Genomic DNA, 12923 nt, shown 5'->3' with positions numbered 1-12923 from the left:
GACGCCGCCGAGGCGGCGGGACTCGACCCCGGCGAGTACGAGGTCCAGGTCGTCGTCGCCGACGATATCGGTCGAGCGATCGTCGAAGCGACCAGTCAGTACGACACCGTCTGCGTCGGTCTCTCGGGGCGGACCGAAGGGTCCCGAATACCCTTCGGAACAGTTACCGAACGAGTCGTGCACGACGTCCCGAGTAACGTCGCCCTGATACGCGGCTCGTAAGCGCCCCCGACGCCCTTCTCCCCGCTCTCAGCGCTCTCGTTGAAGAAGAGTGCGGCCGCTACCCATTGGGCGAAGACTCTGTTGAACCTCTCGATAGATGACAAGCCCGGCGTGCAACAGACAGTAGCCAAACCTAACCCATTATATCTGGTATTGCCATCTTCAGCTGGTCTGGTTGGATATACCGAAATTCAGTTTATCATGGCCTGTTCGGCGGCCTCGTCGGGACCAGACTCGAACACCGCTGCCAACTTCTCGCGCATCGCCTGTCGGCGGAACGAGCGGCGACGCTCTTCGGAGAGGTAGTTCGACATGACGACTTCGGTACTCTTCGACCCCTGGTCTGCGGCGACGCCCTCTAACTGTGAGAGCATGTCGTCGACCGCCTCTTGATACGCAGTGTACCAGAACCGACGACAGAGTTTCGCAGTCGGCGTCTCTCCATCGACCGTCACGTTCGCATCGTCGGCGAGTCGTTTGAATCGTCGGTTGACCGTCTCACGGGCGATGTGGCCCGTTTTCGACCGCGACGACGGGAAGAGGAACCCGTTCCAGTCGTCGGCCGAGAGTACGTCGATTCGGTCGGCCACGGCGTCGACACCGTAGAGCAGTGCGACGGTACCGGGGCCGTTCTTCCGGGCTTCGAACGAAATGTGGGGGTCGTCGCCCGTGAGGCTGAGTTGTGAGGCGTCGAGTGACGCGAGTTCGTTCGGACGAAGGCCCCACCCGGCGAGTCCGAGAACGAGCAACCGGTCTTCGAGGTCCGTCGCGGCGGCGTACACCGCTCGAACCTGTGTGGCGGTCATCGTTCTGTTGTCCGGTTGGCCCTGTTCCCAGCGGAACTGCTTCGCGGCGTTCTCGACGGGGTTGTAGCGTGCCCGCCGGAAGTCGACGAGGTACTCGTAGAACGCCCGGACCGTCTGGAGGTACTTGAGTTTCGTCCCGTCAGTCGACAGGTCGGCGTCGAACTCGTCTAAGACGTCGAGACACCGCGCAATCTCGTCGGGTTCGGTGTCTCTGTCGTCGAGTTCAGCGAGTAGGTCCGCACTGCCGTGGAGGTCACGGTAGACGCGGGCGAATCGCGCGAGGTGTGTGCGGCGGGTCGGGAGCGTCGATTCCGCCAACCCACGACGGGATTCGAGCATGTCGAGATACGATTCGAACGCCTCGATGGTCGCGTCGTTCTCGATGTGCCACTCGTACCCGTGGTCTGCCTCGTCGTCGCCGAGGCCGACCACGTCCACGAAGAACTGTCGCGGCGTGAGGTCATGTTTTTCGCGCAACGCGTAGGCGATTCCCGACCATCCGTGGTCGGTCAACCACTCGTAGGTGGGAACGTCTCGCGTCGGATTCATGCCGTCTCTGTCCATCGCGGGGGCGATGGTATCCCAATAGAACGATTCGAGGTCGTCGAGAGACTTCCGAGACCAGTTCACGCGTTCTCACCTCGGTCGATGTGGCCGTTGTGTCGCATTCCGGGAACCATCACTCTGCCTTCACGGCGCGGCGGAAGGGAATTAACACTTTCTCTCGGTCCGACCGTCGACGCCTTCCCACAATATGACGGGACAAGGATATATTGGGCGGACCCGACAACGTGGAGACAGGTGATGATATGACGGAACAAGACGGAGATAGTCCTCCTGGCCGAGAGGGTCCGAGTGACGAGTCGCTCGTCTCGCCAGACCCTGCTGTCGACGTCGGTGAGGCGGCCGACGAAGTGACCGTCCTCGAGAGTGGGACAGAACTCGAACGTACTATCGACCTTCGTGGTGGCCTCGCAATTGGCGTGGGGACGATGGTCGGAGCAGGCATCTTCGTCTTCCCCGGTCTCGCGGCCGGGAACGCAGGCCCTGCGGCGGCACTCTCGTTCGCAATCGGGGCAGTCATCGCCCTCCTCGTGGCGCTTCCGACGTCCGAGTTGGCGACGGCGATGCCGAAAAGCGGCGGTGCGTACTACTTCATCTCGCGCGGGATGGGCGCACCGTTCGGTGCCGTCGTGGGCATCGGCCTGTGGCTTGGTCTCGTCTTCGCGTCTGCGTTCTATCTCGTCGGCTTTGCACAGTACGCGGTGGCCGTCCTCGAAGAGATTGGCGCGTCGGCCATCATCGTCGAGTCGGTACCGTTCCTCGCCGTCTTGGGTGTTGGGTTCGGGATTATCTTGACGGCCCTCAGTATGTTCGGAACGGAGAACACGACGAAACTCCAGAACGCTATCGTCAGTCTGCTCCTCGGTATCCTCCTCATCTTCCTCGTGTACGGGTCACTCGACGCACTCGGTCTCTTTGGCCGTGAGACGGTTCCAGAACAGTTCGCTCCCTACGGCGTGTTCAGTATCTTCACGACTGCTGCACTCGTCTTTACTTCCTACCTCGGGTTTGCGCAAGTCGCTACCGTCGCCGGTGAGATTACGAAACCAGGGCGGAACCTCCCCCTCGCCATGATTGGTTCTGTGGGTATCGTCGGGACGCTCTACGTGGTGACGATACTCGTCTCGACGGGTGCGTTCGGCAGCGAGCGACTCGCGACGTTCGGTGAGACAGCCATCGTCGAAGTCGCACGGTCGTACCTGGGTCTCCCCGGGGCGATTGCTATCCTCTTCGCCGGTCTCCTCGCGACGGTTTCGAGCGCGAACGCGTCGATTCTGAGTTCCTCTCGTGCACTGTACGCATTGAGTCGTGACGCACTCGTCCCTCCACACCTCGGCCGAGTCAACCTGCGGTACGGCACGCCACACATCGCGCTCACGCTCGTCGGCGGGCCGACTGTCGTCCTCGTCGCAGTCGGTCGGACCGAAGTGTTGGCAGAGGTGGCCTCGTTCCTCCATCTCATCTCCTACGGTCTCATGTGCGTGGCGCTCGTGGTCATCCGCCGGTCGGACCCAGAGTGGTACGACCCGACGTTTCGGGTTCCTGGCTATCCCGCGGTTCCTGTCGTCGGCGCGATTGCGAGTTTTGGTCTCGTGGCGTTCATGCAACCGCTCTCACAGGCCGTCGGTGCCGTCGTCAGCGTCGCTGCACTGGTGTGGTATTTAGCCTATGCACGCGATGTCTCACTCAAGGGGGTGCAAGCAGATGCGTAACACGACCGAAATTCGGGTTCTCGTCCCCGTCGCCATCTTGAAAGGGCAGGTGATTCCCGACCAGATGGTTCGTCTGTTGTCTCGGTCCACTGTCGTCCTCCTCGGGTACCACGAGATACCCGAGCAGACGGCACCCGAACAGGCACGTGAACAGTTCGAAGCGAAAGCGCGGGAAGAACTCCAGGAACTCGTCGACGCCTTCGAATCACGTGGGGCCACGGTCGAAACGCGCCTCGTCTTCACACACGACGAGAGCCAGACTACCGAACGAATCGCCACCGAAGCAGACTGTGACGCCGTGTTGCTCTCGAACCCTGCTCCGACTATCGACCGAATCATCGTCCCGATAAAAGAGAAGATCAACCTCGAGGCGATTGCCCAAGTCGTCGCAGGTGTGAGTCGCGAACAGGACGTCGAAATCACGCTCTTTCACGCCGTCGACGACGAGTCGGACGTCCCAGACGGCGAGTTACTCCTCAGTGAAGTCTCGGACGAACTCACCGTCCTCGGTATCCGTAGTGACCAACTCTCACGGGTCGTCGCAGTCGCAGAAAAACCACTCCAAGCGCTCATCGAGGCGGCCTACGACCACGACGTGGTCATTATGGGTGAAGAAGAACCCACCATCCGTGGTCGTCTCTTCGGTGAAACGTCGGACCGTGTAGCCGAGCAAACTGTCGGCCCAGTTCTGGTCGTCCGGCGACCACTGGCCCTCGCCGAAGACAGAGACGAAACTGACGAATAGGGCGCCTCGCCCCGACTGTCGAACAAATAGTATTTTGTCTAACGAACAATACAGTACACTTTATTTATCAGTGAGAACGATATACGAATAGTGAATCAGTATCTACAATTTGTACAATGTTTAGAAATTGTACCTTGAGTTGGACCGATGTCTTTCGACTATCTCCGGTCGAGACGTATCTTGTTCTACTCTTCGACCTCTGAAAGCGAAATCGCACATACGACGAGAATCGGCGTCAGTATTGCGGCCAAATCGCTATATCACTGGCAGTCGCATCCACCGCGTTCGACCAGTTCGTCGAACCCGTACTGGCTTCCGCAGTCGGCGCAGAACACTTGCACGTCGACGAGAACGTCGGGGGACCCGACTACGATGTCGTCTCGATTCGCCGCCGATTCCAGCGCACTCTCGGTGACTGCGACGAGTCGCCCACGAAGTCGCTGGACGCGCTCTGTCGGGTCGCTCCGTTTGCGTTCTTTGGATGCACCTCGGTACGAAGTCAGGTAGGTGTGGATTGCCTGATGCGAGACGAAGTTGGTCTGCAGGTTGTCGACGTCGATACCGGCCCGTTCGAGTCGGCCACGGACACGAGTTCGCTCTGCACCCGTCGCCTCGTCGTCGACGAGTGCGTCGTAGAACGTCGAAATCTCACCGTCGAGCAAGTCGAGGCCGGCGTCTGTCGTTTCGGCTTTCAACAACTCGTGGTTGAACACGTCGGCGAGGGTCCGGAGACTGTCTGCGTCTTCGTCGGCGGTCCACCGATTCTCCAACTCCTCTCCGAGTCCGTCCAATCCGTGGGACTCGATGAGTCGCCCGACTTTCGAGTTCGTCGGGTTCGGTCGCTCGTCTGGCATGTATCCAACCGAATCGACCGACGAGCATAACGGTTTCCATTACACCGATACGGGTGTAATCAAATACGAACTATTATCTGTGGATACTCACTGGTAACATGCATGACTGTCACGAGTCGCGCCACCGGCGTTACCGTCGAGGCGCGAAATATCGGAGGAATCGAACGAACCCACGTCGAATTCGAGCCTGGGATTACGATTCTCGTCGGGCGTAACGCTACCAACCGTACCTCGTTCTTACAGGCACTGATGGCCGCGCTCGGGAGCAATCGGGCGTCGCTGAAGGCCGACGCGGACGAGGGTGAAGTGAGCCTTACAGTCGGCGACGAGACGTTCACGCGCGTCCTCCGCCGGAAGGGGTCGAACACGGTCACGAAGGGCGACCCGTATCTGTCGGACCCCGAACTCGCCGACCTCTTCGCGTTCTTGTTAGAGTCGAACGAGGCACGTCGGGCCGTCGAACGTGGCGACGACTTGCGCGAACTCATCATGCGCCCTGTCGACACGACGGCCATCGAAGCCCAGATTACGCAGTTGGAAGCAGAGCGTCGAACCCTCGACGAGCGACTGAACGAAGCAGACTCGCTGGAACGGTCGATTGGAAATCTGGAGCAACGCGAGGCCGAACTCGACAGTAAAATCGACGACGCACGGGAGCGACTCGAAGCACTGGAAGGCGAAATCGAGGCGGCCGAGCGCTCGGACACTGGCGACGACGAACTCCTCGACCGACTCAACGACCTGCGTTCGACGCTCGAAAACGTCCGTTTCCGTCTCGAAACCGAGCGGCAGAGTCTCGAAGCCCTCCGAGACGACGAGGAAGACATCCGCGAGGCGCTCGACGAACTGCCCGACGAGTCGTCGGATTCGCCGTCGGAACTCGAATCGAAACTGTCGAAGCGACGCGAACGTGTCCGCGAACTCGAATCGCAGATGAACGAGATTCAGAACATCGTTCGCGTGAACGAGTCGATGCTCTCCGGCGGGAACAGAGACGTCGCGGACGCGCTTCGTGGTGAGGACGACGGTGGCAGTGTCACCGACCAACTCCTCGGTGGCGACCAGGTCGTCTGTTGGACGTGTGGGTCAGAAGTCTCCTCGGAGACCATCGAAGCGACTGTCGAACACCTCGAAAATCACCGTGCGTCACTGGCCGCCGACCGACGGACGGCCCGCGAAGAAATCGACGACCTCTCGGCTCGACTGGACACCATCGAAGAACGCCGAACTCGTCGGCGAGAACTCTCGTCTCGGTTAGAACAGACCGTCGCCGAACGCGAAGAGACGCTCGACCGAATCGAGGACCTCGAAGCGCGACAAGACGAACTCCGAGAGGAGATTACGACCGTCGAAGCAAAAGCCGAGGACGTAGACGACGAGACGGACGAGTTGGTCGAACTCCACTCCAAAGCGAACCGCGCAGAACTCGAACGTGAGCGACTCGAAACCGAACGAGAGCGCGTCCGTGAGAAACTCGACGAAGCGCGAATGAAACGAGACGAACTCGCCGAACACGAAGCGCGGCGAGCAGAGATCGACGACGAGATTCAGGAACTCCGCGGTCGAATCGACCGTATCGAGGCCGACGCAGTCGAGGCGTTCAACGACCACATGGAACGCGTGCTGGACATCCTCCAGTACGAAAACATCGAACGCGTCTGGATCGAGCGAGTCCGTCGGGAACGCTCTGGGCGCGGACGCACACAGGAACAAAGCCAGTTCAACCTCCACATCGTCCGGCAGACCGAGTCTGGGTCCGTCTACGAGGACACGGTCGACCACCTGAGTGAAAGCGAGCGAGAGGTCATCGGTCTCGTATTCGGTCTCGCCGGATACCTCGTCCACGACGTCGCTGAACAACTTCCGTTCATGCTCCTCGACTCACTCGAGGCCATCGACTCCGAGCGAATCGCTGCACTGGTCGAATACGTGCACGAACACGCCAAGTTCGTCGTCGTTGCCCTCCTCCCCGAAGACGCAGCAGCACTCGACGAGGATCACACGAGAGTCACTGAAATATAATTCCTGGAGACTGTCTCTCTCGTTTGTCTATATTCTGTTCTGATATCGAAAATATCTGGCCAGAAAAGGGCAAAATACAGTTCGAACGGTGAGTTTTGACTGAACCACTCAGTCTCGGTGGAGGCGAACGGAGAGAATCGTTCAGTCGTGTAGATTCCTTCTCTCGTAGTGGTTGGAGGGAGTTCCGGACCAAAACGCTCTCTGCTGGGCAGTGAACTCGTGAGAAGAGTCGGTATTGCCGTAAAGAGGTGCTGAGTGGTCGTGTCGCCATCGACCAAACTCCCAGTGGGTGGTTCGCAGTTTGTGAACCCCGACGGACTGTCGGCGACCGATCCTTCTATCTTTACAAGGGTATTCGTGTAACGGGTTGGGTAGTTAGCTGAACGTCGGAAACTCGTCGTCCGACTCTTCCATGTTGACGTTCACTTCGATGACGTTCGCGGTGTTGACGACGCTCTCGATGAGGTTCTGGTGGTACTCGGGTTGCTTCATCCGCCGAACGGGCCCAGAGACGCTGATAGACCCGAGGACACGCCCATGTCGATTCGTTACGGGTGCACCGATTGCCTGGAGGCCCTTTATCTCTTCTTCGTCGTTGAGTGAGTACCCGCGCTCGCGGACCGTCTCCAACTCGTCGAAGAGTTCTTCTCGGTCGGTAATCGTCTGTTCTGTCTTCGCCGGGAGTCCGTACTGGTCGACGATCCAGTTGACGCGTTCACGGGGCAGGTGTGCCAAGATAGCTTTGCCAGTCGCAGAGAAGTGCAGGTAGTCTGCACGCTGGAGTTTGTTCACCTGGTAGTCGCTCCCGACGGCAGTCTCACCACTCACCTTGTACAGGTTGACGCCGAGTCCGTGCTGCTCTGTGGCCAAGTGAGCGTACTCGCCCGTCTTCTCGGCGAGTTCTTCTATCTCTGGCTTCCCGATTCGGTAGAGGATGTTCTGGTAGCGCACGTACTCGCCAACGAGGAGGAACTGCAGGGAAAGTTGGTAGGTGTCACCCTCTTTCACTACGAACTTCTCCTCGCGAAGTGTGCTCAGGTAGTTGTAGACGACGCTCTTCGAGAGGTCGAGGTGGTCTGCCAACTCCGTCACTCCCGCCCCGTCTAACTCCTCTAACGCCCGAACCACGTCGAACGCACGAGACACCGTCTTGAGGGTCCGCGGCGAACCGTTCGTGTGTTCGTCTGCCATAGTCCACGTCTTCGCCCCGGAACCATAGCTGTTTGTATTTCACGAACTTCTAACTGTGTTGATATTGGCTGTATCCTGTCTAATCGCGCTTTCCCAGAGTGATGTACAGTCTCGTCGAATCGCACACTGGCTATCGAAGCCTCGCTGGGGTCGATATTGCCTCATAAGAGATTGTGTTTGCATAGTGTAAACGTAGTCCGCTCACGAGACGCCCTCGTCTGCTGGTAGGGTGACAGCGTGCGGCACGCTCCGACCGATTCCCGGCCGTACTCGAGGTAGACTGTCGAACCGATGGCGTCAGATGGAGCGAAAAGCGGCGACGCGTGTCAGAAGGAGGTGGGAGAGTCCAAACGAACCGACAGCAGCGAGTGGTTCGAGGGTGTGTTCGGGTTCCGTAGCGGTCTACTCGGTCGCGAGTGTTGCGAGTGCACCGGCGAGGACTCGCGTCGCGTCGGCACAGTCTTCCCAGTCGGTCCACTCACGGGGGTTGTGCGAGATTCCGTCACGTGACGGGGCGAAGAGGAGTGCGGCGTCCGTGACTTCTGCCACGTGCATCGTATCGTGACCAGCACCCGAGTGGAGGTCGAGCGTCCCGAGACCCGCGTCGGACCCGGCCTCGTGAAGTGCGTCGCGACAGCGGTCACTCATCTCGACTGGGTGTCGGTCCCACGGGTGGGTAAGCGTCGTCTCGACCGGGCGTTCGTCTTCGATGCGGTCGAGACTCGCCTGTGCCTCGTCGATGATGTACTCGATGGAGTCGTACTCAACGTCCCGAATGTCGACGGTCAGTGATACCTTCCCCGAGATGACGTTCGGGGCGTTCGGGGACACGTCCAGTTTCCCGATGGTTCCGACTGCCGTCTCCGAAACCTCGGTTCGCTCGTTCGTCGCCTCCTCGATATCGAGGACGAACTCGCTGGCGGCGGCGAGTGCGTCGGATCGGTCGTCCATGAGTGTCGACCCGGCGTGGTCTGCCTCACCGATAATCTCGACAGAACAGCGAGAGAGACCGACGATACTCGTCACGACACCGGCGGGAACCCCGGCGTCTTCGAGTCGTTCCGACTGCTCGATGTGGAGTTCTATCCACGAGTCCCACTCGGCGGCGTCGATTTGGGCCTCACCCCGATAGCCAATGTCGGCGAGGGCGTCACCGAGTGGGATGCCGTCTTCGTCTTCTATCTTCAGTGCTTCGTCGCTCGTCATCTCGCCGACTGCCACGGCGGACCCGATGAGTCCACCGTCGAATCGCTGGCCCTCTTCTTCGGTGAAGTTGACGACTTCCACGGGGCGAACGGGTTCGACGCCGGCGTCCTGCATCGCCCGAATGCTCTCGAGGCCCGCGTAGACACCGAGCGGTCCGTCGAAGATACCGCCTTCGGGCACGGAGTCGAGGTGGCTCCCCGTTGCGACTGGTGCGGCATCGGGGTCTGCACTCTCTGGGACCCAGCGGCCGACGATGTTTCCAACCTCGTCGATGGAGATAGAGAGACCAGCGTCTCGAAGTCGCTCGCAGAAGAACTCTCTCGCCCGACGGTCTGCTTCGCTCCCGGTGAGTACCGTCCGCCCTCGACCCTCGTCCGTGGGGACGGCACCGAACTCCGCGTTCGACTCGATGTCACTGCGGAGTCGCTGCTGATTGACTCGCATACTGGCCGAGTCGTAACTAACTCTATTTACGTGTTTGGGATTGGGTGATATATGCGTGTGTGTCGAGTGCGTCGTGGAGGAAATCACGATAGACTCGTCGTGAGAGTTGGGCCGACGAGACGCGCTCGTCTGTTAGCGTCTCGTACACGTCGTCAGACGGCGGAGATGCCCCGTCGGCACCTTCGGCGAGTTTCCGGGCCATCCGTGGTGTCACTTCAGGGTGGAACTGGATTCCCATCACTGGGTGGTTCGTCAGTGCAAACGCCTGGATAGTGTCGCCATCGCGGGCCAACACAGTCGCCTCGTCTGGGAGGCGAGTGACGTGGTCGACGTGCCACAAGAACGTGTCGAAGGTGTCGGGAACGTCGACGAAGGCTGGGTGCGCACGTCCACCGTCGGTGAGCGAGAGCGTCCGGTACCCTGCCGCACCGGTTGGGAGTCGTTCGACTTCCCCACCGAGTGCGTCGGCGAGGAGTTGGTGCCCGAAACAGACGCCGAGAAGGGGGCGGCCGGTTTCGACGCGCTTCCGGACGTACTGCTGGAGGTGCACCGCCCACGGGTCTCTGTCTGCGACTCGTGCGTACGACCCCGTGACGACGACGACGTCGAACTGGGTCGGGTCGGGGAGGACTTCTCGTGCGTCGAAGTGGTGAGTGTGAATCCGCGTATCTGGCAGGTCTTCCGACAACACAGCGTCGATTTCGGCGGCGTAGTCGACGCGACTCGGTGGGGAGACGAACCCGACACTGGCCTCTCGGGGGCACTGAATAGATGTGGACATATGTCTAAAACTGAGTGTCTATATGATATAGAACTTTGTATTGTAAACTTGTCTGCCCCCTCCTGCCCGCCTAATTAACAACCATGTGTCATATATGGCCGGTAGTGGCACGTCTATTTCCCTCACAACCACAATTTTTATCACACATTAGTGGATTTGGAGCTCTATATGCAAGAGAATGACAAGGGGACCGAATCTCCCGATAGCAGCGGCGATGGTTCGCTCCGTGGCCGGTTCGACCGTCGCACCTTCCTCGGTGCAGCAGCGACGACGGGTGCTGCCGCACTCGCAGGATGTACGGGTGGCGGCGACGATGGCGGAGAATCCGGCGGTAGCGGTGACGACGGTGGCGACAGCGGTGGCGAGTCCGGCGACGACACCGACACGACCGAAGCAAGCGGTGGCAAGCAGGGTGGCACGCTCCAGTGGGGCGGTGCAGTCCCAGTGCAGGGCCTCGACCCGCACATCGACACCTCGGCGGCGTCGAAGCGCGTCTTAGAGAACATCTACGAGGAAGTCGTCGCACTGCAGGACGACTACTCCATCGAGCCGCACCTCGCAAAGTCCTTCGAGCAGTCCGACGACAACACGCTCCTGACGTTCGAACTCCGCGAAGGCGTCACGTTCCACAACGGCAAGGAGATGACCTCCGAAGACGTGCTCGCGAGTTACGAGCGCGTCCAAAACGGGGACTTCCTCGCGACTGGCTTCTTCGAGTTCGTCGACGAACTCCGTGCACCCGACGACTACACCTTCGAGATCAAACTCAACCAGCCGTTCGCGCCCTTCCTCGCGAAGATGGCGACGGCCGAACTCTCGGTCATGCCGGCCGAAAACGCCGCGAAGGACATGGTCGAAGAACCCATCGGGACTGGCCCGTACAAGTTCGAGAGCCGTGAAATCGAGACGTCGTTCACCATGGTCCGCAACGAGGACTACTGGGGCGCGTCCGACGAAGACGGCCCGTTCATCGACGAAATCGTCAAGAGTGAGATTCCGGACCCGAGCGTCCGTCTCCAGTCGTTCCTCGCCGGCGAGTACGACTTCATCAACGGCGTCGCGCCGAAGGACGTCTCCCGCGTCGAACAGGCTCCCGACGTGCGCTTCGAGAAGCAGTTCCCCAAGTCGCTCGTCTACCTCGGCATGAACTGCGACGTGGCACCGTTCGACAACAAGGACGCCCGCCTCGCACTCGACTACGCCATCGACAAGGAGAAGGTCGCAGAAGCGGCCCTCTACGGCACCGGCCAGACGACGGCGTCCCCAGCAGCACCCGGCAGTCCGTGGGTCAACCCCGACGTCGAACCGCGTCCGCGTGATCTCGAAAAGGCGCAGGAACACCTCGACGCCGCCGGCATGTCCGACGGTTACACGGCGACGTTCAAGATTCCGCAGTCCTACCCGACGCAGGTGCAGGCCGCAGAGGTCATCGCCGCAGACGCCGCCGAGGTGGGTATCAACCTCGAAATCCAGCAGATAACGTGGAGTACGTGGCTCTCGGACGTCTACTCGAAGCGCGACTTCCAGGCGACGACGAGTTCCTACCTCGCACTGTGGTACCCTGACGTGTCGTTCTACAAGTTCCTGCACCCCAACGGAGCGTTCTTCTTCACGAACTGGACGAACGACGAGTACAACTCCCTCGTCGAGGAAGCGCGCACCATCTACGACGAAGACGAGCGTGCAGAACTCTACCACGAAGCGACGCAGATTCTCCACGACGAACGCGCCGGCCACATGTTCCTGTGGTGGCAACCGAGCCTGTACGGGGCGGCCTCGCAGTACAAGGGTGACATCGGTGCACCCGACGGGTCGACGCTGCAGTTCTCCGACAACTGGCTCGACCGCTAACACCGACTCCACTCAATATTTCACACAATGTCGATGTACAACTACGTCTTTCGGCGCGTTGGCTTCATGGCGGTGACGCTGTTCTTCGTCACGCTCATCGCCTTCGCCGTCACCAACATCCTCCCCGGTGACGTGGCCCTCCTCATCTTGGGGCCCAACGCGACCGAACAGTCGCTCGAAGCGCTCCAAACCCAACTGGGACTCAACCGCCCGCTGTACGTGCAGTACATCGACTGGGTCGTCGGGCTCCTCCAGGGGAACATGGGCGAATCACTGCGGTTCGGTGAACCGGTGGCCGCGCTCATCGCCGAGCGTCTGCCCCGCTCGCTGATGCTCGCAGTCGCCGCGACGTTCGTCGCCGTCGTGTTGTCGATTCCACTCGGCGTCTACGCCGCAATCAACCAGAACGAAGCACCCGACGTCACCGCGTCGATGTTCGCCTTCGTCGGTATCTCGATGCCAATCTTCCTTTGGGGGCTGGTGTTCATCTTGGTGTTCGCCGTCTGGTTGAACCTCTTTCCGACC

General features: G+C 60.2%; 11 protein-coding genes. 6 read left to right on the top strand and 5 right to left on the bottom strand.

All coding sequences use genetic code 11. The features are described 5' to 3' along the window. The coding region (locus AUR66_RS10765; RefSeq protein WP_157533067.1) for a universal stress protein at window positions 1-222 on the top strand (222 nt) is incomplete at its 5' end. 191 nt (window positions 223-413) lie between these two features. Here the strand turns inward: AUR66_RS10765 and AUR66_RS10760 are convergent. Beyond that, window positions 414-1658 carry a tyrosine-type recombinase/integrase gene (locus AUR66_RS10760; protein ID WP_058572424.1) on the bottom strand — a complete coding sequence of 415 codons (1245 nt, stop codon included), beginning with the start codon at window positions 1656-1658 and terminating at the stop codon, window positions 414-416. A gap of 179 nt (window positions 1659-1837) precedes the next feature. Between AUR66_RS10760 and AUR66_RS10755 the strand changes: the two genes are divergently transcribed. Next, a complete protein-coding gene (locus tag AUR66_RS10755; protein WP_058572423.1) occupies window positions 1838-3304 on the top strand; it encodes an APC family permease in 1467 nt (488 codons plus the stop codon). Then, complete coding sequence (locus AUR66_RS10750; protein WP_058572422.1) at window positions 3297-4049, top strand: universal stress protein; 753 nt, start codon at window positions 3297-3299, stop codon at window positions 4047-4049. The genes AUR66_RS10755 and AUR66_RS10750 overlap by 8 nt, the downstream gene beginning before the upstream one ends. A 260-nt stretch (window positions 4050-4309) precedes the next feature. On the opposite strand, the gene rdfA is transcribed toward AUR66_RS10750, so the two are convergent. Then, window positions 4310-4903 carry a rod-determining factor RdfA gene (rdfA, locus tag AUR66_RS10745; protein ID WP_058572421.1) on the bottom strand — a complete coding sequence of 198 codons (594 nt, stop codon included), beginning with the start codon at window positions 4901-4903 and terminating at the stop codon, window positions 4310-4312. A gap of 102 nt (window positions 4904-5005) precedes the next feature. Between rdfA and AUR66_RS10740 the strand changes: the two genes are divergently transcribed. Further along, window positions 5006-6925 (top strand): archaea-specific SMC-related protein, encoded by a 1920-nt coding sequence (locus AUR66_RS10740; RefSeq protein WP_058572420.1) that lies wholly within the window; start codon window positions 5006-5008, stop codon window positions 6923-6925. Between the two features lie 375 nt (window positions 6926-7300). On the opposite strand, the gene AUR66_RS10735 is transcribed toward AUR66_RS10740, so the two are convergent. The 3 genes from AUR66_RS10735 to AUR66_RS10725 form a co-directional block, all read right to left on the bottom strand. Next, window positions 7301-8116 carry an IclR family transcriptional regulator gene (locus tag AUR66_RS10735; protein ID WP_058572419.1) on the bottom strand — a complete coding sequence of 272 codons (816 nt, stop codon included), beginning with the start codon at window positions 8114-8116 and terminating at the stop codon, window positions 7301-7303. A gap of 402 nt (window positions 8117-8518) precedes the next feature. Next, on the bottom strand, window positions 8519-9766 hold the full coding sequence (locus tag AUR66_RS10730) for a Zn-dependent hydrolase (protein WP_058572418.1): 1248 nt from the start codon (window positions 9764-9766) through the stop codon (window positions 8519-8521). A 22-nt stretch (window positions 9767-9788) separates the two neighbouring features. Beyond that, a complete protein-coding gene (locus AUR66_RS10725; protein WP_082682175.1) occupies window positions 9789-10547 on the bottom strand; it encodes a type 1 glutamine amidotransferase in 759 nt (252 codons plus the stop codon). A gap of 168 nt (window positions 10548-10715) precedes the next feature. Between AUR66_RS10725 and AUR66_RS10720 the strand changes: the two genes are divergently transcribed. Together AUR66_RS10720 and AUR66_RS10715 are read left to right on the top strand one after the other, a co-directional pair. After that, window positions 10716-12398, top strand: coding sequence for an ABC transporter substrate-binding protein (locus AUR66_RS10720; protein ID WP_058572417.1), 1683 nt, complete (start codon window positions 10716-10718; stop codon window positions 12396-12398). A gap of 27 nt (window positions 12399-12425) precedes the next feature. Then, window positions 12426-12923, top strand: a 498-nt coding sequence (locus AUR66_RS10715) for an ABC transporter permease (RefSeq protein ID WP_197409743.1), incomplete at its 3' end; no start/stop codon positions are given.

The organism is Haloferax profundi (assembly GCF_001469865.1).
GTDB classification, from domain to species: Archaea; Halobacteriota; Halobacteria; order Halobacteriales; family Haloferacaceae; genus Haloferax; species Haloferax profundi.
The sequence above is the reverse complement of the archived record's forward strand: the minus strand, read 5'-3'. Positions and strand labels throughout refer to the sequence as shown.

What these genes read in the sequence shown, in the direction of transcription:
- AUR66_RS10755 (WP_058572423.1), top strand. Translation starts at nt 1,838, where the DNA reads ATGACGGAACAAGACGGAGATAGTCCTCCTGGCCGAGAGGGTCCGAGT.
- AUR66_RS10740 (WP_058572420.1), top strand. Translation starts at nt 5,006, where the DNA reads ATGACTGTCACGAGTCGCGCCACCGGCGTTACCGTCGAGGCGCGAAAT.
- AUR66_RS10725 (WP_082682175.1), bottom strand. Translation starts at nt 10,547, where the DNA reads ATGTCCACATCTATTCAGTGCCCCCGAGAGGCCAGTGTCGGGTTCGTC.
- rdfA (WP_058572421.1), bottom strand. Translation starts at nt 4,903, where the DNA reads ATGCCAGACGAGCGACCGAACCCGACGAACTCGAAAGTCGGGCGACTC.
- AUR66_RS10730 (WP_058572418.1), bottom strand. Translation starts at nt 9,766, where the DNA reads ATGCGAGTCAATCAGCAGCGACTCCGCAGTGACATCGAGTCGAACGCG.
- AUR66_RS10735 (WP_058572419.1), bottom strand. Translation starts at nt 8,116, where the DNA reads ATGGCAGACGAACACACGAACGGTTCGCCGCGGACCCTCAAGACGGTG.
- AUR66_RS10750 (WP_058572422.1), top strand. Translation starts at nt 3,297, where the DNA reads ATGCGTAACACGACCGAAATTCGGGTTCTCGTCCCCGTCGCCATCTTG.
- AUR66_RS10720 (WP_058572417.1), top strand. Translation starts at nt 10,716, where the DNA reads ATGCAAGAGAATGACAAGGGGACCGAATCTCCCGATAGCAGCGGCGAT.